Origin of the sequence: Legionella steelei (genome assembly GCF_001468005.1) — a bacterium.
GTDB lineage: Bacteria > Pseudomonadota > Gammaproteobacteria > Legionellales > Legionellaceae > Legionella > Legionella steelei.
Window position 1 is genome coordinate 41,052 of sequence record NZ_LNYY01000002.1, and the last position, 20,922, is coordinate 61,973.

Below are 20,922 nucleotides of genomic sequence, written 5' to 3' on the forward strand. Positions count from 1 at the left end.
AAGACAACTCATTAACCTTTCATTTCCTGATATTCAAAATGCCCCTTGTGCGAGTTAAGTAAGCGTAGGCCATTCGCAACAACAATTAAGCTTGCACCCATATCAGCAAATACCGCCATCCAAAGTGTTGCTAACCCTCCTAAGGCCAGAATAAAAAACACCCCTTTTATGACAAGGGATAACGTAATATTTTGGCGAAGAATACGCGCTGTTCTTCGGCTTAAATCAATGTATAAAGGAAGCATGGCTAAATTATCGTTCATTAACGCAACATCCGCCGTTTCTAAAGCGGTATCGGTGCCTTTCCCCATCGCAAAACTAATCGTGGCTTTAGCCAAGGCAGGGGCATCATTGATTCCATCACCCACCATTCCCACTATTTTATACTGCTCCAAAAGGCGATTAATTGCTTGTAATTTTTCAGTAGGCAAGACATTTGCTTGCACCTCATCAATCCCCACTTCCTTGGCAATAGCTTGAGCGGTCAGCGCATTATCACCCGTTAACATCGCCGTTTTAAGTCCTTGGTGATGCAAGGTGTCAATTGCCCATTTGCTCGTAGCACGAAGCGTATCGGCCACCGCAAAAACGGCTAAAACAACTGCTGAATTACTTAAAATAACGGTTGTTTTTCCTTCTTCTTCCAAACGCTTGAGCTCTTGCTCTACAGCAAGAGAGCATACATTATTATCTTCTGCCAACTGATGATTCCCGACGTAATAGAGTTCTTGACCAATTGTTCCTTGCACTCCACGACCGGGAAGGGCTGAAAATTGCTCTACTTCAAGCAAAGACTCATCAAGTTGATTTTGCTGCCAATACTCCACCAAAGCATGCGCAACTGGATGTTCCGAATGACTATCAAGGCTTGCAGCAAGTAGTAATAAATACGCTTCAGGTTGTTTTTTATCGTAGGTGATAAAATCAGTCACTACGGGTTTTCCTTCGGTTAAAGTGCCCGTTTTGTCCAGAGCAATTAATTTGAGCTGGTGTCCCATTTCTAAATAACTGCCTCCTTTGATAAGAAGACCGTGCTGTGCTGCTGCAGCCAATCCGCTGACTACCGTCACCGGCGTGGAGATAACCAAAGCACAGGGACAAGCAATAACTAATAACGTTAAGGCTTTATAAATCCAATCATAAAAAGGGTAGCCAAACGCCAAAGGAGGAATAAGTGCGATTAAAATTGCTATCAACACCATAATAGGGGTGTAATATTTTGCAAACTCATCAACAAAGCGCTGCGTTGGAGCGCGTTCACTTTGTGCCTGCTCAATGGCTTTTCCAATCTTAGCAAGCAACGTATCACCCGATGCCTTACTGACCCTAACTTCAAAAGTGCCGTGCTCATTTAAAGTTCCCGCAAACACCCCATCACCTACATACTTGCTTACCGGCATGGACTCGCCTGTAATCGGTGCTTGATTCACCGTGCTTTGTCCCGATATCAATACCCCATCAAGTGGGATACGCTCACCAGGTTTTACTTTAAACACTGCACCAACGGCAACCTCTTCTACAGGCAAAGTCTGCCATTGACCATTATCCATCTTAATCTGAGCCACCTCAGGCGCAATCTGCATGAGACTGCGGATGGCCAAGCGTGCCTTATCCAGAGAATACCGCTCAATGCGCTCAGCAAGAGCAAATAAAACGGTAACCATTGCGGCTTCCGGCCAGGCTCCTATAAACAGTGCCCCTGTGATGGCAATCAACATTAAACTATTAATGTTCATGGCTTTGGTACGCAACGCAAGCAAACCCTTTTTAAGAGTAGGTGGGCCACTTAAGATAATGGCCAGCACCGCAGAAAGAATAACCCAAATTGATTGCTCACTCGCCCAGAAATAAGCCATTAATTCAGAACCAAGCGCTAAAAAACCTGCCAAAGCAATAAATGGCCATGAGGAATCCACTCGCCTCTTCTCTTCTGTTGCTGAAGAGGTGCTGCCCTGAGTGCGCACACTCATGCCCAATGCTTCGATTTGTTTTTGCAATACATCAATCGCTGCAAGCCGATGATGCACGGTCACCTCTTCTGCAATGAAATTAAAGTCCATCTGTTCCACTTCAGGTATCATTTCTAATTGCCGCCTGATTAATTGCTCTTCAGACGGGCAATCCAATCCTGCAACAAAAAAAGTGGTTAAGGTGAGAGGCGTTGTCATAATGAGCTCCCGCATTGGCCAAAAAATTTCGCCCCTGCAGCAACTGTAGCGCCACAAGTGCATTGAGTATTCTCAAGACCGCTCCCACATTGACTGCAAAAACGTGCCCCAGATGCAAGAGAAACCTTACAACGTGGGCAGCTCACTCCTCCTATTTCAAGATTTTTGGAATAATTATTGTGTTTGTTTCTTTGACCATGATGAGAATTTCTGTATCCATCAGAGTGGCCACCAAGATAATTGCCAAGCATTCGTTTTAAAAAACTCATGTTAATTCTCCGTCTCTTCAGTAAAGTGCTTGAGCATGTCTGTAAGGATACAACGTACATGGACGTCATAAATGCTGTAGTATATATGTTTGCCATCGCGATTGGCCATTAGAAGCCTGGCTGAGCGCAATAAACTTAAATGATGACTGGCTAAGGGCACGGAAAGTTGCAATTGTTCCGCCAATTCCGAAACTGATTTAGGGCCTTCAAAGCATACTATAAGGAGCTTTAGGCGATTAGGCTCGCCCATCAAATGTAAGATATCGCTTAAGGTAATGATTTGGTCTTGAGTTAACATAATCAATCAAACAGTTAAATAAGTATTTAACTATTAATATAGCCAAATACATGGTTTTGTCAAATCACTATATCCCGAGTTGTGTTGCACTTTATATAGACAATTAATTTCATATCGTTAGCAAAGAGGAATAACAACTATTTAAAAGAGCGTCTCATTAAAGACAGCGCATGCTGTTAACGATTGCAACACTTAAATGGTTTATTATCTACTTTTCTTTTTTAATGAATGAGATGCTTCCAGCTCTTTCCAAAATAGCAGCATCGACTAAATCGAAATTCTCGGTATTTAACCTCTGTCGTAATTGTTCTAACAAATCATTTTCACTGATACTGAAACGACGCATGTTATTATAATTGAATATTCCATTCTCTATTAGGTAATGAGAACATCCTTTAAATAGAAACCCGATACCCTTAAAATAAAAACAGAGTTTAGATAATATAAAGTGGAATATTATCAGAGTGATCAGACCTTCTACAGTAAGTCCCAGTGAGTTTGCCCCTACAATACCCCTGCTGATCAACCCTCCAGAAATGGTAATGATTAAAAAATCTAACGGAGTATTTAAACTAAACCGATGATTGGTAAAACGGATACATAGCACACTTAAAACAAATAGAATCAAACAACGGATCCAGGCACAAATATATCCCTGACCACTATTAATCCAATCAATATATTCCATCAATTATCCTTACAAGTGCGTTACAGACAGCTCATTTGGGACGGAAAATTTCTAACTGTTTTAAGCATGAAACTCCCTATTCTACTTATTGGTGCGATGATTTTTATAAAATCGCTACTTATTCAAAGCTTTTTTTCTTCGCTCATGAAATAAGTAGTACAAGCCTGGTAACACGAGTAGGGTCAAAAAGGTGGACGAGATGATGCCACCGATAACCACAGTTGCCAAAGGTCGTTGCACCTCAGAGCCCGTGCCTGTAGCTAAAGCCATGGGAACAAAGCCCAGTGACGCCACCAAAGCCGTCATGAGTACTGGACGAAGCCTTGCCAGCGAGCCTTGTAATACTGCATCTTTTAAATAAAATCTTTTTTCTTCACGCAGTTTATTGATAAAAGTAATCATCACCAAGCCATTTAAAACAGCCACTCCTGATAGGGCAATAAAACCCACGCCTGCTGAAATCGACAACGGAATTTCGCGAAGCCATAACGCGAATACACCACCCGTTAAAGCCAGAGGAATGCCAGAAAAGACTAATAAGGCATTTTTTACACTACCAAAGCTCATGAATAAGAGCAGGAAAATGCCCAACAAAGTAATAGGAATCACAATTTGTAAGCGTTGAGAGGCTGATTGTAACTGCTCAAACTGCCCGCCCCAGGTTATCCAATAGGCACTGGGTAGTTTAACGTTTTGTTCAATGCGCTGCTTGGCATCCAAGACAAAAGAGCTTAAGTCACGTCCACGAACGTTAGCACTCACCACCACGCGACGCTTACCGGTTTCACGACTTATTTGGTTAGGGCTTTCACTACGTACCATTTTGGCGACTTCACTTAAGGGAATGAAGTGCCGCAGGCCATCTTTAGAAGGCGGTAATGGGATAAACACTTGCCTTAGTACATTAGCATCAATACGTTGTGACTCAGGTAGCCGCACCACAATGTCAAAGCGCTTATCACCTTCAAAGAGCTCACCGCCCTTCTTGCCACCCGTAGCAATAACAATGGCATCTTGTACCGTACCAATTTGTAAGCCGTAACGCGCCAAGGAATCGCGATTAATTTCCACAGTCAATAAAGGAAGACCACTAACTTGCTCGACTTTTACATCAGCGGCTCCCGGTGTTTTTTCAAGTTGAGCATCAATTTGTTCGGCAATTTTTAATAAAACTTTCAGGTCATCACCAAACACTTTGACCGCCACATCACTACGCACCCCAGAAATAAGTTCGTTAAAACGCATTTGAATCGGTTGGGTAAACTCATAATTATTGCCCGGTATTCGCTTGATGGCTTCTTCAATTTCCCGCACCAATTCTTGTTTGGTTTTCTTGGGATTAGGCCACTCTTTGCGTGGTTTTAGCATAATAAACGTATCGGCGAAGTTCGGTGGCATGGGGTCGGTGGCTACTTCGGCAGTACCAATCTTGGCAAAAACGTTTTTCACCTCAGGAAATTGTTTTACCCGTTTTTCGACCATATCCTGCATGGCAATGGATTGGGTGAGGCTCGTACCTGGAATACGCATCACCTGCATGGTAATATCCCCTTCATCAAGGCTTGGAATGAATTCACCGCCCAGGCGAAAAGCAATCAAAAGACCCACCAGAACTAACGCCACTGCAGCTCCAATTACCCCAATTCGCGCATGAAAGCACCGCCTTAGAACGCGCTCATAGCCTTGTGAAATATAATGTACTAACCAGTTTTCTTTTTCTTGAACCCTCCCGTTGAGGAAAATCGCCACTGCCGCAGGAACAAAGGTTAGAGCAAAGAGCATGGATGCCATCAGCGCAATAATGACCGTTTCAGCCATGGGTAAAAACATTTTCCCCTCCACACCGGTAAGGGTTAGGATGGGTAAATACACCACAGTAATGATAAATACCCCGAAAATACTGGGGCGAATAACCTCGGTCGTGGCATAAGCAATTACTTTTAGTCGCTCTTCGAGGTTTAATAAACGCTTGACCTCATGCTGTTGTTCACCCAAATGTTTGATGCAATTTTCAACAATAATCACCGCCCCATCGACAATCAAACCAAAATCAAGTGCGCCTAAGCTCATCAAATTGGCACTGATTTTATTGGTCACCATGCCGGTAATGGTCATGAGCATGGATAAAGGAATTACCATCGCGGTGATTAAAGCCGCACGAATATTGCCTAGAAACACAAAAAGAATAACACAAACGAGTAACGCCCCTTCAAGAAGATTCTTTTTCACGGTGTTGATGGTGGCATTCACAAGCTCTGTACGGTTGTAAACAGTGACTGCCTCTACCCCTTCAGGAAGCGATTTGTTGATGTCTTTCATTTTGGCTGCCACCCGCTCAGACACAGTGCGACTGTTTTCGCCTATGAGCATGAAGACTGTTCCTAACACCATTTCTTGGCCTTCTTCGGTTGCAGCGCCCGTGCGCAGCTCTTTGCCCAAGGCCACCTCTGCCACCTCTCGAATACGCACTGGGGTGCCCTCAAAGCTTGCCACCACAATATTTTCAATATCAGGAATGTTTTGCACTTGTCCGGGTACGCGAATTAAATTTTGTTCGCCATTGCGCTCAATATAGCCTGCGCCGACGTTCGCATTGTTACGCCGAAGTGCTTCGACCACATCGGTAAGACTTAAGTTGTAACGCACTAATTTGGCGGGATCTGGAGTGATGTGAAACTGCTTCTCATAACCACCGATGGTATTGACCTCAGCAACGCCCTCTACATTGCGCAGCTGCGGCTTGATAATCCAGTCCTGAACCGTGCGAAGCTCCATGGGGTTATATTGTTTCTCTTTGGGAAGATTGGGTTTATTGGTCACCGTGTACATGAAAATTTCGCCAAGTCCCGTGGAAATAGGGCCAAGGGAGGTTTCTACTTCCGGTGGTAACTTGTCTTTTACCTCCTGCAAACGCTCATTAATTAATTGACGGGCAAAATAGATGTTGGTGCCGTCTTTAAATATCACGGTTACTTGCGATAACCCATAACGAGAAAGAGAGCGGGTATAATCCAAACTGGGTAAGCCGCTCATGGCAAGTTCAATAGGAAAGGTAATGCGTTGCTCTACCTCATAGGGCGAATAACCAGAAGCTTGCGTGTTGATTTGTACCTGCACATTGGTGATGTCGGGCACCGCATCAATAGGTAGTTTTTGAAAGTTATACACGCCAAAAAGAGCGAGCATCAGGGTAAACAACAGGATAAACCAGCGGTGTTTGAGTGAAAATCGTATGATTTTTTCCAGCATCTTTTATCCTTAGTCGTCGTGGCTTGCGCCTTCCTTGCCAAGCTCGGCTTTAACAAAAAAGCTGTTCTTGGTGACATATTTTTGTCCAGCACGCAATCCTGAAAGTACCTCAGCCCATTGATTATCCTGCTGGCCTAGGGTGACAGGCGTGGCTTCAAAAAAATCCCCTTGTTGGACAAACACCACCTCTTGTTCCCCCATACGTTGAATTGCTGAGAGACGAACAGCCACCGAAACGGCTCTTTCTTTAATAATAATTTCCCCATTCACATACATGCCTGGAAGCCACAGACGAGGCGTATTGGGCAAGACCGCACGGGCCAGTGTCGTTTGACTGTCTTCAATTCCTAGCGGTGAAATATAGAAAATAGTGCTCGTTGAATCAGGCTTTCCTTCATCACCGGTTACTCTGACTGTCATGCCTTTTTTCACTAAAGACGCTTCTTTACGGTATAAGGTAAAATCAGCCCAGACATCATTTAAATTAGCCACATCGTAAATTGGTTTGGTGCCTTGTGCCATCTCACCATTGGTCGCATATTTTTGTACGATGGTACCCGTAATGGGTGCGTTAATCGTGTAGTTTTGTAGGCTTTCATTGCTCTCAATAGTGACTAATGGCTCACCTTTTATCACTTCTTCGCCTAAGATTTTATTCATGGTTTTAATAATGCCTGCGTAACGGGGGTATATAGGTGCCATTGTGTCGCGGTTGGGTACTATTTTTCCGACTACTTTTAATTGGGTTTTTATGGTTTGCTCTTGGGCCGTTTCAGTTTGGATGTCTGCGGCATTAAGCGTTGAGGGAAGCAACGTCACACGCCCCTCATAGCTTGGATAATTCCATTGATAGGTTTTGCCTGATAATGTGAGTTTAACAGCCACATCAAACGAATGAGGCTCGGGAATGGCTTGATTGCTTTGTAGAAAGCCATCATTAGGTTCAAAAGTAATACGGTCTTTATTTTGATTAAATCGCGTAAGCTCAAGAGTAAGCTTGGTATCAGCAGACAAAGCCTGCTTATCGTTTTGATAAAGATAGGCACGAAAATGAGGTGGCATTCCTTGGCTAAAGAGAACAAGCTCAAGACTTACATTCTCTTGCTTTAGCAATCGACCCCCATGAGGCCCTTTTTCAACCACTTCTTCGGTTTTCTCACCCATACTGGCCTCATTGGCCCACGTAATCGACGTATTCAAACTTACCAGAAACAAAAAAAGGGTGAGAAAGGTTCTTAGTGACAGGCAGATCATTTACTCTCCTTGGTCGGATGAAGGCCCAAAAGTCCCGTGAGTTGAATTAATGTTTTATGAAAATCAGCATGGGCCTGCTGATAATGGCGCTCCTCTTCAAATAAGGTGTTTAAAGAAAGCGATAATTCAATGTAGGTGTAACGCCCCATTTTATACCCCTCTTGGGCCAAGGTAATGGATTTTCGCGCTAGAGGAAGCAATGAGTTGCTCACCAGATTGGCTTCGTATTGACTTTGTTGGGCTTGCAAGTACACGGTGTAGACGTTCTGTCGTACATCAAGACGTGCGCCTTGGTACATATGGGCTGTTTGGGTGTATTGCGCCTCAGCAGTGAGGATTTTTCCTTGGTTTCTATCAAACACAGGAACTTGGGCGTAAGCTGATGCTACTGCGGCATTGCTGTCATCATCCGAAAAATGCCGACCTCCTAATTGAATGTTTAAGTCAGGCCATACTGCTTTTTTAACCGCCGTGATGGTGGCACGCTTGGCCTGTAACTGAATTTGTATTTGTTGCAACAGGGGGTTTTGCGGCAGTTTTTTGATTAATTGCGACCACTTTAAGGTCACATCAGGCAGGCCTTTGTCGATTAAGGGGCGGTCTACTCTTAATCCATCGCCTAAGAGTCGTGATAATTTAGCACGTTGCGCTAGAGCGTCTCTGCCTGCCTTTTTCTCCTGAATACGCGCATCGCCTAAGCGTACTTGAGCCAGGCGCAAATCCAGTTCCGCACCCGCACCTGCTTTTACGCGTCTATCAATGGCCACCACAATCTCTTGATTTAATCGAGTTAATTTTTTCGTGACCTGATGCCACTGCCCTGCATACAACGCATCCACATAAGTCATCCCCACATTAATGTACAGTGTTGCCTTATACACCTGAATTTGCGCTAAGGAAGCCAGGTAATCACCGTAGGTGGCTTTTTGTTGGTAGTGTAAACGGTTTCCCAAAGGGATGGGTTGTGTAATAGATGCGGTAGTTTCTGCCGCTTCAAAGCTTGAATAAGAACCAGAGCCGCCAAAATTTTCTGCGGTTAGCGCCACTTGAGGATTGGGATAAAGGCCGCTTTGAATAAAAGTGCCGCGCATCGCGCGCGCCTTATCCATTTCAGCTTGCAACTCGGGGTTATTGCGATAAGCAATGCCCAGGGCTTGTTTGAACGTCAAAGGACTAGCCGCAAGCCCTTCGTTCATTATAAAGCTCATTGCACTACAAAGAACTGAATAAATTAAATAACGCATTCCCTACCTATTAAGTAATCCATAACAAATTTTGTTGTTCCAGTGTACCTTGATTTTGAGTCTTGATACATCCTATAGCTAAAGAATGAAGAAAAATCTAAAGCTAATCCACTGAAATGATTCTCATATTGGTATACACTGCTCTTTATGACCCCTCGTCCTATTTATCTTATGTTCATGCGATTGTTCTTTGTTTTATTCATGCTCTTAACTGCTGAGCTAAGGGCCCAATCGTTAACCATCGGGATAGTAGCATATGATCCACCGTTTTCAATGAGTGCCGATCAAAATCATTTCTTTGGATTTGATATCGAGCTCATGACTGAATTATGCAAGCAAATTAAAGCCCAATGTCAATTTAAACCCATGCTGTTTAACACATTGTTTACTGACTTAAATGCAGGTAAAATTGACTTGGCAATTGCCGCAATTACCATCACCAATGAACGGCAGCAAGCCTTTCTTTTTAGTCTTCCTTATCTCGCCAGTGAAGCACGTTTTGTTACCACAAAAAACAACTCCATCAAGGCGCTGAAAAACCTTAACAATAAAACAATAGGCATTATCAAAGGCTCTCTATTTAAACAATTAATCACTCAGGATTTTAAAACCAACTCGATTAAAGAATATCCCTCGACCAATCAACTAATAACTGCCTTAAATCAACACGAAGTGGATGCCCTATTGGTGGATGACTTTTCGGCTGATTATTGGATAGCCAATAATAACACCTTGTTTAAAGGATTGGGAAAGCCCTTTCCTGTAGGCATTGGTTATGGAATTATGGCTAAAATGAGCGCTTTGGCGTTGATAAATCAAATCAATAAAGCACTAAAACATCTTGAAAAAAATGGGATCTATTTGTCTTTATATCAAAAATATTTTCACACCATACCCATGCATTAATAGCAACCTTGTATTGTTTTTCTTAATCCCAATACTTTAATTTATTCTCGTTAATGATGTCCATGTCCGTGGCCATGCGGGTGATACCCCCACCAAATACTCGCTTAGGCGGTTTAGTGTTTTTTGAATCTTCTTTACTCGTAGCAGAGGTAGCGACCTTATTGAACATTAGACTCCCAGCTTTTGGATGGTCTCCATCGTTCATTCCCAAGCGGCATGAAACACCAGCTGTTGATCTCTCCAAAGCAAGAAAAGACTTGCCTGACAGTGATGATGAGATGTTTCAATTAAATAAGTTCCCTATCTTAAACAGTGACGAGGCATTGAAAAACTGTGCGACTCATGAGATGTTAAAGGAATTGTTAACCTTAATGACTCAGGAACTTCCCACTGATTTGGAATGCATGAACAATGCCTTCAAGGCTCTTGATTATCCACTGGTTGAAAAAACCGCCCATAAAATAAAAGGTAGAGCGGTTTATGTAGGAACCATTCGTATGAAATACGCCTGTCAGTATGTTGAGCGCTACTGGAAAACAGGGCAACGTGAATTATTTGATGCACTCTATCATCAGGCAGTAAGTACTATAGAAGAAACCATCACCTATATTGAGGGCTAGTTGCAAAGAAATACTCCATGAATAAAAAATTGTTTCATGCGATCGAACGCGAGTGTTTGATTTATTTATCCAAGAAAGAGGCCACACTTGAACTGCTTCGCCCGTTAATTAATGAATTTCTTTCCACACAACCAGAGCATCTACTGTTAATCCTGGCCAAAGAAGAACAAACGACTGATACAGTCAGTGAGGTAATCGCCCATCAATTCACCGATACCCATGATATTTTAATGCATCGAGTGATACACCACCTTAACGACCTGCTTTATGAAACCATCAAGCCTTATTATTTCCAGAATAAATGCTAATAAAAATCCACTCATCTCGTTATAACAAAAGCCATCAGGAATCAGTTAATGTCTGCCCCTTCTCTTTCTTTAATTGCTCCTGTTTTTTTAAATAAATTTCCTGCCTGTTTATACTCACGTGTTTAGGCGCATCAATTCCCAATTTAAAATTTCCAAGTTCATGGGTTTTAAAAGGGGTAATCACCACCTTTTGATTGTTCTTCAACGTAATAATTAACTCAGATTCAAAAGCTACTGTTCTTATTTCCATATTGGTTTACTCGTTTTAGTTCAAAATAATTGCAAAAAAAGCACCGGTTATACTACAGCAACCATCGGTGTCCTATGGGTAGAAGCAGGAAAAAATGGAGGTTCTTTTTTTATTGCATAAAAACCATTGATGCTTGGCTTAACACCATCAAACGATTCCTGTACCTCTTCTGGTTGAACCATATCAATTTGTTCCAGGCGAATAATCTGTTGTTCCTGCCTGTCTAACAGCTTGCGATACCTCTGATTACTTTCTTCTAATTGTTTTGTAACTACAGAGAGTTTGCGTTCGGCTTCGCATATTCGCTCCGCTACCTGATCAAAGCTCTTTTCTTTATTAGTTAGGAATTCATTGAGTCTTAATTGAAATGAGGTACGTTGCTCTTCATCTGCTATGACCGTTTTTGATAGGGCTTCTACTGTGCTTCTTAGAACAAGGGAAAGTGATTGTGCCTGATCAACCTCTTTACTCATTTTTACTTTAACTTCATCAAGTTCTTTAATTTTATCAGATAACTGATTTTGATTGTCTTTATACGCCAGAACAACCTGCTCTAATTCCTTTTGAGTGTTTTCTAAAACTTGAGACTGTTCCTCAATAGAGCCTTTAAGCGTTTTGGCAGTCAATTCGAGATCAATCTGAGTTGCACGAAGTGCCTTCTCGGTATCACTCAGCTTACTGATTTCTGATTTTAATGTGTTAATTTGCTCACAAAATTGATCCACATTTTGGGTTAAGCGCGCATTTTCTTTCTGGAATGCCTCGATTTCAAGGGCTAATTGTTCGCGTAAGAGATCTAAAGTTGAAATAACCGTGTCTAACAGTTCAACAAGACTTGAAATTCCTGCGTTTAAATTTTCGGTGTTGTTTGTGTTTTGGTTTTGATGATTTTCAAGAAGGATGTGACTTGCCGTGTATCCAATCGCCGTAACGATACTGAGGGTAATCAAGGCGGCCAGGTTTGCCAGGACGCCGATTACCAAAAGCGGTACGGTACACCCAACTCCTCCGAGCACCTTTTGCCACAAGGGAATTTCATTCCAAAAACTTGCAGCACGAGAAAACCAGCTAGGATTGTTATTCATTGATTGAATCAATTGATTCAGATCTACTTTGATTTTTTGTATTTTATTTTGAGTCGTTACAATTTTCTCAAAACGCTCTTTATCTTTTTTTGTTTTCTGAGCGAGAGTGTCCTGCTCCATATGTTCTGATTGATGGATATCAGAATCCAACTCAAGTTCCACTTTTTGATACGACATGATTCTTCCTTACAACGAATGGGTCATCCACTTTTTTTAAATCGAAATGGTGTCACAGGATGATTAGATTAAGCTTAAAATAAGCAGGGTGACGGATAACCTCTTAATTATTTAGTTAATTACCAGTACCATTTTTAGGTATTGGATTGAGGTGTATCTTCATTTTTTGAGGCACCGTATAAAAACCCTGAAAATAAGGTCTTAAGGTTGCTCATTGAGGTGGGAAATTGATTTTTAATATTCAGAATGTTACTCATTACCACGTTTCCTTAATTTGGTTTGAAACAACAATCAACCGAGCGCTTTTCCTTCGAACGGTTAAATCTTGATCATTCTATCGAATAAATTGTGCTCAGTCACTCTCTTTTTAATGAACTTACAGTCTTGATGTTCCTCCAAACAGAAGCGTTGTTTAAATCCCATCAATCAGGAAGTAAATTATTGTTATTATCCTTGATTGCCCCACAGGGTTACCCACAGAATTTGTGGATAACTTTATGGAACTGTTTTTGATAGGCATTTATTATTGGGAACAGTGAAGGCTTTATATATAGAGATCTCAAGCTTAAGTGTTCCCCAAAAAAAACATTGAACAGTGAGTTACATTAAAAAAATGAGGACTATAGTTTCTTAAACTCATTCTTATTGAGGGGTTAAAAATAGCATATTGAATTAATTTTGAACGTTTATTTATAAGAGGCGATAGGGTTTCTTCCTATCTAAAGGCATTTTAGATTAAAATTACTTAAAAATTTAAGCAAATACGGGAATATCTGAATTGTCTAGCGTGAAAAACCGCTTTATTTTCTTGAAGGTTTCAATAAAAAATTCAGTGGTTGACGGCTCTTTTAGGCGGCAATATGAGGTATCCAGTGGCGCTGAAACACCAGCAAGACCCTTAGCACGACGCATAATCAATGCATTTAACAGGTTAATGCGCTCAATATCCAGATGATAAAGTCCATGCTCGGCTTTCCCTACTCGTTTTTGTTTTAAACCCATTCTGCTAAGCAGCATGGAAAGAAAGCGCAAGGGGTCGCGTTGCAAAAGTTGCGCGGAGGGAACGGAGATGAGCCCTTGAAGAATGGCGCGATGTTCCTCTATCCAATTTATAAAACCACTGTGAAGAATGGTGTCTTTGGTGTATTGATAATCGTGAAGCGCTAAGGTCTGATGAGTAGTGGTTAAATGAAGTGTATCGAGTACTTTTTTATAAAGCAGTTGCAAGGTACTAAAATGCGTTAAATCCGCTGCAAATTGCGCCCCATCTTCAAGTTGGGCAACAAATCGTTTTTGCGCAAGGGCTGCATCACCTAAAGCAAGCTCTAAGGCTAATACCTGTTTTTTAAAACGTCCATTATTATCCATATTCGCCATGGCGGTAATGGATGCTTCATCTCGTTCTGACAGATTATAAAACTCAATAAGCTGCTGTTTTTTATACTGCCTGGATTCGCTCATTGTTTTGCGAGGCTTTTGAGCAAGCGCTACTAATTGAGCCGCGGTTAAGGGTAGCTGCTCCTGGCTGATAAGGGAGGCATCTTGTTCAATGCACGCATTTTTAAATTGACGCAATTGTTGTTGGGTGGTTACATCAAGGGTGGTATCAAAATAGGTGAGCTTCATGCCATCATGCAATGCCAGCAGGGAAAATTGTTGGTAAAAATCATTAAAGCTTGCATGACGTGCCTGGGTCACTAAAAGAGTTAACTGTTCGTAATCAGGGTTTAGAATGATACGTTGTCCCTCTTTATCCAGATTCATAAGGCTTATATCATGCTGATGTGTGTTTAACCACTTAGAGGCAATAACATCAGGATTTAATGATTTAAAGGCTTGTCGTTTATCACAAAAAACGTGCAAGGTTTTGTGGTTTCGGATTCGTCCTAACGCTTGCATGCAATCATTGGCGGTATTGACCTGGGCGTTAAACACACCGCCTACAAAATCAAAATGTCCGTTATCAATAGAGACACCGGTACTCACCGATGGAGTACATACCAGGTAATCGTAGCGTTTTGACACTTCATTGACGTTATTAAAAAAAGCCTGATTTTCAGCGTCACCCGCATTATCACTTGATATATAAAGTCCACGCTTTTCAGGAAAGGCCATGTTCAGCGCGGAATAGGTTTTAAAGGCTTCCTTTTTGGAATTAAAGGCAAGGTATACTTTTTGTTCTTGCTCTAAAGCCTGCATGGCGGTCATTTGCACGCTTTCTGGGCTGTCGTGAAAGGCTATTTGGCGTGCGCTTCCTGGTTCAAAGCGGTTAAAATGAATGGTGACGGGTTGATTAGGGCAAAAACGTTGAACCATTTGTACTGTTGCTTGAGACAGATGTGCATCAAGGCAAATCAGACTTTTGGCATTTGTCATGACGTGTTGCAGTACAGAAAATATCAGGGGTTTTTGTTCAATATGGGAAGTCAGACGGGCAAGAACCTGTTCGATTTCATCAATGATGACCACATCATAGTGTCTCAGTGAGCCTTCTGCGGTGAGTTTTCCTAAGGAATTGAGGCAAATGGCCAGGCGATGTTCGATTTGTAAGTCAAAATTATCACACTCATTATAACTGGTTAACCCTAATCGAGAAGCGGCACTTTCCACCAGTGAAATAAGATGGGTTGTGAACAAAATGGATTGTTTAGGGTTTTGTTTCACCAGGTGCTCAACTATGGCCGTTTTTCCTGTACCAATGGCAGAACGCACTAAATGTACGCCCTCTCGTTTAAATACATCATTGGGTAAATAACGACTGTTATAAGATAGCTTTACGCCATCTCTAAATTGACCAGGTGCCACCGCTCCATGGGCATGTTGGTTAAAATGTCGTAATTCATGCCATAAGCCTAAATGGATATCAGGTTTTTGGGGGATGGTTGAGACTAAGCGATTTAATCCGTCTAACCGATGTAAATCATTAAAGTCAGTAGCCTCTTTAATTAGCTCTGAATCGAATGTTGAAAAATCAGGCGTGCAGACCAAGGTGCCTCTTAGTTTAAAAGCAGTACGGTTGGCTTGAATGAGTCCGGTGTTGCCTAAAACCCTACCAAATTTAGTTTTAATATCGGCTTTTTGCCAGTCATTATCAGCCCAGATAATAATCTGTGTTTTAGGATAGTGGCGTTTTAATGATTTACATACAGGGAGTAAGTTAAAGGCATCAAGAGCTGCAAAGACAGGCTCACCAATCGCACGATGGATGCTGGCAGCAGTTGCCACCCCTTCGCATACATGAATGGTGCTTATTTTTTCAGGTAAGGAAGGACAACCTATGAGCGTAAAATGACCTTTTTTAGATAAGCTTTTAGTAAATCGTTTTTGACCGTCATTAAAAATGCGTTGCAGGCCTAAAAAAGTATTATGGGTATCAATAATGGCTACTGCAATGTGATGCTTGGCGTGTTTTATTCCTGGAATAATACCCTCGGATAACCCTTTTCGTTTGAGGTAGTGACTTGTGCCCTTATCAGTCATCGATTGCCAGGATTCTTTATCACGAGCAACCCAGTCAATGGGATTGATTTCTGGCATGGGTTCTATACGGGGTTTAATTGCTGTCTTTGCGGGTGATGAAAAAAGCCCTCCCCTCGCCTCTTGCCATAGTGCTTTAAGTACGGACTTGTTATCAAAGCGCTCAGAGTGACCACCGTGTCGAAAGGTGTAATAGGTCAAAGCGAGATAGGGAATTCCATCGCTGTTATATTCTATCGTTGCGCGATAGCTTTGTTTTTTAGCCGGTTTATCAATGTAATGCCATCGATTATCTACGATTAGGCTGCTTACCGGTGTTCGCAGGTCTTCCCCATGAACATTGAGAAATGCAATTGCCTCATCAATCAATCGAGCCTCGATGGATTGCTTGTTCTCAATTGCCCATTGGGCAAAAGATTTACTACTCACTCGCTCTAACGAGTTGTTATTCTTATTAAAAAATCCCATTATACATGTCCCTTACACCAAAAAATCTTGATGTTTATAAGGAACAAAGCTAAACTAATCAGTGTGTTCATCCAAAAAATTCAATTTTATTGATTATTTTTGGTGTTTAGCTTTGTTCCGAGCTAATAGTTATATTTTATTGAGGAAGAGTTTGCAGACTTTTCCTCAATGCACTTAGTTCACTATATACCCTCTCACCATTTTATTGCCCATAATTTAATCATCCAACATTAATAACTAGTTCATATGGTTTGCTATTAAATTACAAAATCTCTTTGTGTACAACCACTCTTTCAATACTCTATAACAACCCAATACAATCCGCAATATATGGCCTTAAAAAATAAAAAACACGGAATTTAGAATTTATCACTTGATAAATAACGAATTAACCTATAAATTTAAATTTCATCTTTTTTATTAAAAGGAAATAAATGAAAAATCAAGCGGGAATTGAATACATAAGAGCATTAATAACTCGTGGAGAAAGTGTTTTACGACAAATAGAAGAAAGTGGGAGGACGCCAAATAATAAGAAAATCTTGGAAAGAAGATGGTCATTGAAAGAAGCTGCTGAGTTGGTAGGTAGATCAAGTAGTTCTATTCTTAAAATCCAAAATCAACTAATTACTGATGGACTTCTTGATAATCTCGAAAAATATGAATCAACGAATCGGATTTCTGGTTATACATTAAAACAGATCAATCAATTTAGAAATCATTTCAAAACCTTTCCAAGAAGAGATTCTTCCTTGGATGATTGTTTAACCTTGGCCATTCAAACTTTTAAAGGAGGTGTTGGAAAATCAGTGACCAGTGTGGCCGCAGCGCAATATTTTGCAACTATGGGTTATAGGGTTTTATTTATAGATATGGATTCACAAGCGTCTTCTACAAGCAGTTTTGGTTATATTCCTGATCGTGACATTGATGACAATAGTACATTATTACCATATTTCAAGGGAGAAAGAGATAGTTTGCATTATTGTATTAGGAAAACATATTGGGAAGGATTAGATATTATCCCATCAAATTTACAACTTTATAATCTTGAACTTGGTATAGCAGAACAAATAAGGGATTTGCCAACAATTGAAAAAAATTATGTTTTTACAGAACTTAAGCAAGGAATTGACACAGTTAAAGATTCATATGATTTAGTTATTATAGATAGTCCACCCGCATTAGGTTTTACTTCAATGAATATTTTGTGTGCCGCAGATGCCATTATTGTTCCAACACCTCCGGCACTTTATGAGTTTAGCTCTACTGTTCAATATCTTAGAATGATAGAAAATGTTATTGAAATGATCAATTCAGAAAAAGAATATAGATTTATCAAGATTTTAGCCACAGATGTTTTTCCGAATCAAATTAATCATAGGGAATTTTTACCTATTATGCAGGACGTATTTGGTTACCATATGATGAGTAAGTATTTTTTACATACTACTGAAATAGGAAATGCAGCCATTGATTTTCAAACCGCATTGGAAGTAAGAAGACCTCAAAAAAGAGCGCTTAATATTATTAATTCTTTTTGTAAGGAGATTGAAATAGAAATATGGAAAACATGGCCAAGCAAATTTAAGAAATTAGAAAAAGAAGGGAAATTCGTGTTAGGAGGTGAAAATGTCTACGCGTAAAAAAAGATCTCTTTCTGGTGTCATAGCTAATGACTCTGAGACAATAGGAATTAACAATAAAATCATATTACCTGCTACATCAAGAACATTAAATCAAGATAAAAAAAACAATCACAGCGAGGCAGTTAGAGGAACAGAATTTTTAGTTGAACCATCCGATTGTCGTCCTTGGAAGTTTCATAACAGAGACAACATTTGGATGAATGTGGATAAATGCCAAGATCTTATTTCTTCCATTAGAAAGAACGGACAAAAAGTTCCTATATTTGCACGAAAAATAGAAAATGATCCTGATGGTAAAAATTGGGAAATTATAGCAGGAAGAAGAAGATGGTTTGCATGCAATCATTTGGGTATAAAAATTCGCGTTAAAGCAACAGATGCTAATGATCGTGAATGTGCAATTTTAATGAATTTAGAAAATAAAGATAGAAATGATATTAGTGAATTTGAAGATGCTATAAGTTTCAAACAACAACTAGAAGCGAATTTATTTGACAGTCAAGATGAGATGGCTATAGCTCTAGATCTTAAAAAGAGTAAGCTATCTAAAATGCTATCCGCCGCTAAAATTATAGAATACAAAGAGATTATAGATCTTTTTAAAGATATTACACTCTTAAAAATTAACCCAGTATATTCTTTAGTTTTATTGTTAGAAAAAAACAGCATGAATGAAGAGCGTATAATTAAAAAGGCGCAATATTTGCGCGATGTAATATCAAGCAGGAAGATTCCAATAAAAACCAATGTTATTATTAATGAACTAATAAATTCATTGGACAATGAAGATAATAAGAAAAATATAGCTTATAAGACATTTAAGTTGGATGAGAAAGTTATTATTAAGACAAGCGAGGTAACTTCGAGAAAAGTTGTTTTTGAGCTTAACAAGTCGAATTTAATTAATTTTAGTTCCGAAGAAATCAAGAAGGTTGTACTAGAAGCATTAGAAGAGTACATGGTTGATCACTCAGTTTCATAAATGAAACTGAGTGTAACTATTTGTTTTTAATATATTTTTAATTAATTAACAAAATATTTAGTATATTAAAAAATGAAATTAGACTATCGAAAATATATATTTTTTAATGTTGGCTATTAAGTGATTTTGCCGCCCAAGGATATTGTTTAAACAAAAGTTGTAATTTTTTAAATGAATCGATTACTATGTGTTTCTGAAGCAAAGCAAGGATGCGTAGAGTCGATAGATATACTTAAAAAGTAGAGGAAATTTTTAGGCTTATTTTTTATTCGGCATGAATTAGAATTTACTTTAAATAATTATAAAATGTATAATGAATTACCTAATCTAAGTTAGGAGGAACTATGGAATTATTAGATGCAGTTGAGGCATTAGTAAAAAATCCCTTTCTTGATATGTTGTTTTTAGAAGATTCAATGCTTAGTAAAAGTTTGGTTGAATCATATAAGAACTCAGATACCCATAAGATCAGAGAATTAATAGCAAAAAAGAAAGAATTTTCAGATATGAGTCATGTCATACCATTTCCAGATATGAGTCATGTTTTTCCAGTGACAAGATAAGGTTTTATGTGAAACTATTAGCGTTAGTTGGCACTGGTATTAAAACCATATCTCATCTTACAGAAGAAGCAAAAGGGTATATATGCAATTGTGATAAAGTTTTATATTTAGTTAATGAACCTTTGTTAGAGATTTATATTAAGAGGTTATCTAAATTATCCGAGACGCTAGAACCAGTCTATTTTCAATCAGAATCAAGAGAAAATTCTTATAATAATATCGCGCAAAAAATTCATATAGAGTTAGAAAAATTTAACTCTATATGTGTTGTAATATATGGCCATCCATGTGTTTTTGCTACCCCTGGTCTCTTAGCTTTATCAGATCTTGATAACAGTATTAAAACAGTCGTTTGTCCTGCTATTTCAGCTCAGGATTGTTTATATGCCGATCTGAGATTTGATCCTGCTTCTGGCGGAATCCAAACTTTTGATGCCACTGAATATCTTTTGTATGATAAGTTAATAGATACCTCCTCTCATACAGTGATTTATCAGATTGGCATGGTTGGAAACTTAGGTTTGCCAACAAATAAAGTTAATAAAGAGGCAATTAATTTTATCAAAAAAAAATTGATAAATGTATATGAAAAGGAAAAAAACGCGGTTATCTATGAATCAGCTCTTTATCCTGGTAATAACCCCAAAATATCTGAATTCGATTTAGATGATCTAGATAGACAAGAGTTAACAACAATATCTACTTTATATATTCCTCCTGATGGAATACAAAGACAGCCGAATTCAGAAGCATTAAAGTTATTAAATCAAGCGACATAATAGATATATTTTTTATTTAACACGAGGGATTAAAATGAGCTTAACAGTCAGCTCTCCTAAAATAGGATTTTCTTTTGGCGATTTACCGATTGTTTGTAAATTACTATTGGCTCTTTCTTTTATAGAAGCTATTGGAGGGGGAATATCTTATCACATAGCATATTTCTTTAGTGTGAGCACAAACTTTAATAAACTTAATATAGGTTTCTTAGGTTTTTCAATGGGGATTGGTGCCATATTCGGTAGCATATATGGTGGATACTTCACAGGAAAAATACAAGCAAAAAACTTAATCGGAACAAGTTTTTTATTAATAGGGATAGCATTTTCTATTTTAGCAAAAGTAAGTAGTTTTCAACTGTCGATTATCTTTGTACTGTTAATGGGATTTGGAATTAATTTATTTATTACTTGTAGGGGTTTGAGGTCCAGTGGTACGAAAACGTACGCTAAGGTTTAGAACCTAACCTCACCTTTGCTATCTCTTG

At 39.5% G+C, this 20,922-nt stretch carries 18 protein-coding genes; 8 read left to right on the forward strand and 10 right to left on the reverse strand.

Annotation, left to right across the window (positions count from 1 at the left end; all coding sequences use genetic code 11):
• Nucleotides 1-11: 11 nt before the first annotated feature.
• The 7 genes from Lste_RS00835 to Lste_RS00865 form a co-directional block, all read right to left on the reverse strand.
• On the reverse strand, nucleotides 12-2,168 hold the full coding sequence (locus Lste_RS00835; protein WP_058509192.1) for a heavy metal translocating P-type ATPase: 2,157 nt from the start codon (nucleotides 2,166-2,168) through the stop codon (nucleotides 12-14).
• A complete protein-coding gene (locus Lste_RS00840) occupies nucleotides 2,165-2,437 on the reverse strand; it encodes a zinc ribbon domain-containing protein (protein ID WP_058509193.1) in 273 nt (90 codons plus the stop codon). Before Lste_RS00840 ends, Lste_RS00835 begins: the two co-directional genes overlap by 4 nt.
• A 1-nt stretch (nucleotide 2,438) precedes the next feature.
• Nucleotides 2,439-2,735: an ArsR/SmtB family transcription factor gene (locus Lste_RS00845; RefSeq protein WP_058509194.1), complete on the reverse strand. Its 297-nt coding sequence runs from the start codon at nucleotides 2,733-2,735 to the stop codon at nucleotides 2,439-2,441.
• A gap of 208 nt (nucleotides 2,736-2,943) precedes the next feature.
• Nucleotides 2,944-3,423 carry a DUF421 domain-containing protein gene (locus Lste_RS00850; RefSeq protein WP_058509195.1) on the reverse strand — a complete coding sequence of 160 codons (480 nt, stop codon included), beginning with the start codon at nucleotides 3,421-3,423 and terminating at the stop codon, nucleotides 2,944-2,946.
• Nucleotides 3,424-3,537: 114 nt separating this feature from the next.
• Nucleotides 3,538-6,672: a CusA/CzcA family heavy metal efflux RND transporter gene (locus Lste_RS00855; protein WP_058509196.1), complete on the reverse strand. Its 3,135-nt coding sequence runs from the start codon at nucleotides 6,670-6,672 to the stop codon at nucleotides 3,538-3,540.
• Nucleotides 6,673-6,681: 9 nt separating this feature from the next.
• Nucleotides 6,682-7,926, reverse strand: a complete 1,245-nt coding sequence (locus tag Lste_RS00860; protein WP_058509197.1) for an efflux RND transporter periplasmic adaptor subunit — start codon at nucleotides 7,924-7,926, stop codon at nucleotides 6,682-6,684.
• Entirely contained in the window at nucleotides 7,923-9,170 is a 1,248-nt protein-coding gene (locus Lste_RS00865) for a TolC family protein (protein ID WP_058509198.1), read from the reverse strand. The genes Lste_RS00860 and Lste_RS00865 overlap by 4 nt, the downstream gene beginning before the upstream one ends.
• Nucleotides 9,171-9,317: 147 nt before the next feature.
• Here Lste_RS00865 and Lste_RS00870 point away from each other — a divergent pair, with 147 nt between their 5' ends.
• The 3 genes from Lste_RS00870 to Lste_RS00880 all read left to right on the forward strand — a co-directional run bounded on the left by Lste_RS00870 (nucleotide 9,318) and on the right by Lste_RS00880 (nucleotide 11,004).
• Nucleotides 9,318-10,076 carry a transporter substrate-binding domain-containing protein gene (locus tag Lste_RS00870; protein WP_237760400.1) on the forward strand — a complete coding sequence of 253 codons (759 nt, stop codon included), beginning with the start codon at nucleotides 9,318-9,320 and terminating at the stop codon, nucleotides 10,074-10,076.
• A gap of 62 nt (nucleotides 10,077-10,138) precedes the next feature.
• Nucleotides 10,139-10,696, forward strand: coding sequence for an Hpt domain-containing protein (locus Lste_RS00875; RefSeq protein WP_058509199.1), 558 nt, complete (start codon nucleotides 10,139-10,141; stop codon nucleotides 10,694-10,696).
• A 17-nt stretch (nucleotides 10,697-10,713) separates the two neighbouring features.
• On the forward strand, nucleotides 10,714-11,004 hold the full coding sequence (locus Lste_RS00880; RefSeq protein ID WP_058509200.1) for a hypothetical protein: 291 nt from the start codon (nucleotides 10,714-10,716) through the stop codon (nucleotides 11,002-11,004).
• A gap of 34 nt (nucleotides 11,005-11,038) precedes the next feature.
• Here Lste_RS00880 and Lste_RS00885 read toward each other — a convergent pair whose 3' ends face one another.
• From Lste_RS00885 to Lste_RS00895, 3 genes are all read right to left on the reverse strand, one after another.
• Entirely contained in the window at nucleotides 11,039-11,254 is a 216-nt protein-coding gene (locus Lste_RS00885) for a carbon storage regulator (RefSeq protein ID WP_058509201.1), read from the reverse strand.
• Between the two features lie 47 nt (nucleotides 11,255-11,301).
• Nucleotides 11,302-12,516 (reverse strand): LegC2/C7 family Dot/Icm T4SS effector, encoded by a 1,215-nt coding sequence (locus Lste_RS00890; RefSeq protein WP_058509202.1) that lies wholly within the window; start codon nucleotides 12,514-12,516, stop codon nucleotides 11,302-11,304.
• A gap of 753 nt (nucleotides 12,517-13,269) precedes the next feature.
• Nucleotides 13,270-16,461, reverse strand: coding sequence for a plasmid replication protein, CyRepA1 family (locus Lste_RS00895; RefSeq protein ID WP_058509203.1), 3,192 nt, complete (start codon nucleotides 16,459-16,461; stop codon nucleotides 13,270-13,272).
• A gap of 434 nt (nucleotides 16,462-16,895) precedes the next feature.
• Here Lste_RS00895 and Lste_RS00900 point away from each other — a divergent pair, with 434 nt between their 5' ends.
• The 5 genes from Lste_RS00900 to Lste_RS00920 all read left to right on the forward strand — a co-directional run bounded on the left by Lste_RS00900 (nucleotide 16,896) and on the right by Lste_RS00920 (nucleotide 20,894).
• On the forward strand, nucleotides 16,896-18,107 hold the full coding sequence (locus tag Lste_RS00900; RefSeq protein ID WP_058509204.1) for an AAA family ATPase: 1,212 nt from the start codon (nucleotides 16,896-16,898) through the stop codon (nucleotides 18,105-18,107).
• Entirely contained in the window at nucleotides 18,094-19,092 is a 999-nt protein-coding gene (locus tag Lste_RS00905) for a ParB/RepB/Spo0J family partition protein (protein ID WP_058509205.1), read from the forward strand. Before Lste_RS00900 ends, Lste_RS00905 begins: the two co-directional genes overlap by 14 nt.
• 344 nt (nucleotides 19,093-19,436) lie before the next feature.
• Nucleotides 19,437-19,655 (forward strand): hypothetical protein, encoded by a 219-nt coding sequence (locus Lste_RS00910; RefSeq protein WP_058509206.1) that lies wholly within the window; start codon nucleotides 19,437-19,439, stop codon nucleotides 19,653-19,655.
• Nucleotides 19,656-19,663: 8 nt separating this feature from the next.
• Nucleotides 19,664-20,434, forward strand: a complete 771-nt coding sequence (locus tag Lste_RS00915) for an SAM-dependent methyltransferase (RefSeq protein WP_058509207.1) — start codon at nucleotides 19,664-19,666, stop codon at nucleotides 20,432-20,434.
• Between the two features lie 34 nt (nucleotides 20,435-20,468).
• On the forward strand, nucleotides 20,469-20,894 hold the full coding sequence (locus Lste_RS00920; RefSeq protein WP_058509208.1) for an MFS transporter: 426 nt from the start codon (nucleotides 20,469-20,471) through the stop codon (nucleotides 20,892-20,894).
• Nucleotides 20,895-20,922 lie beyond the last annotated feature (28 nt).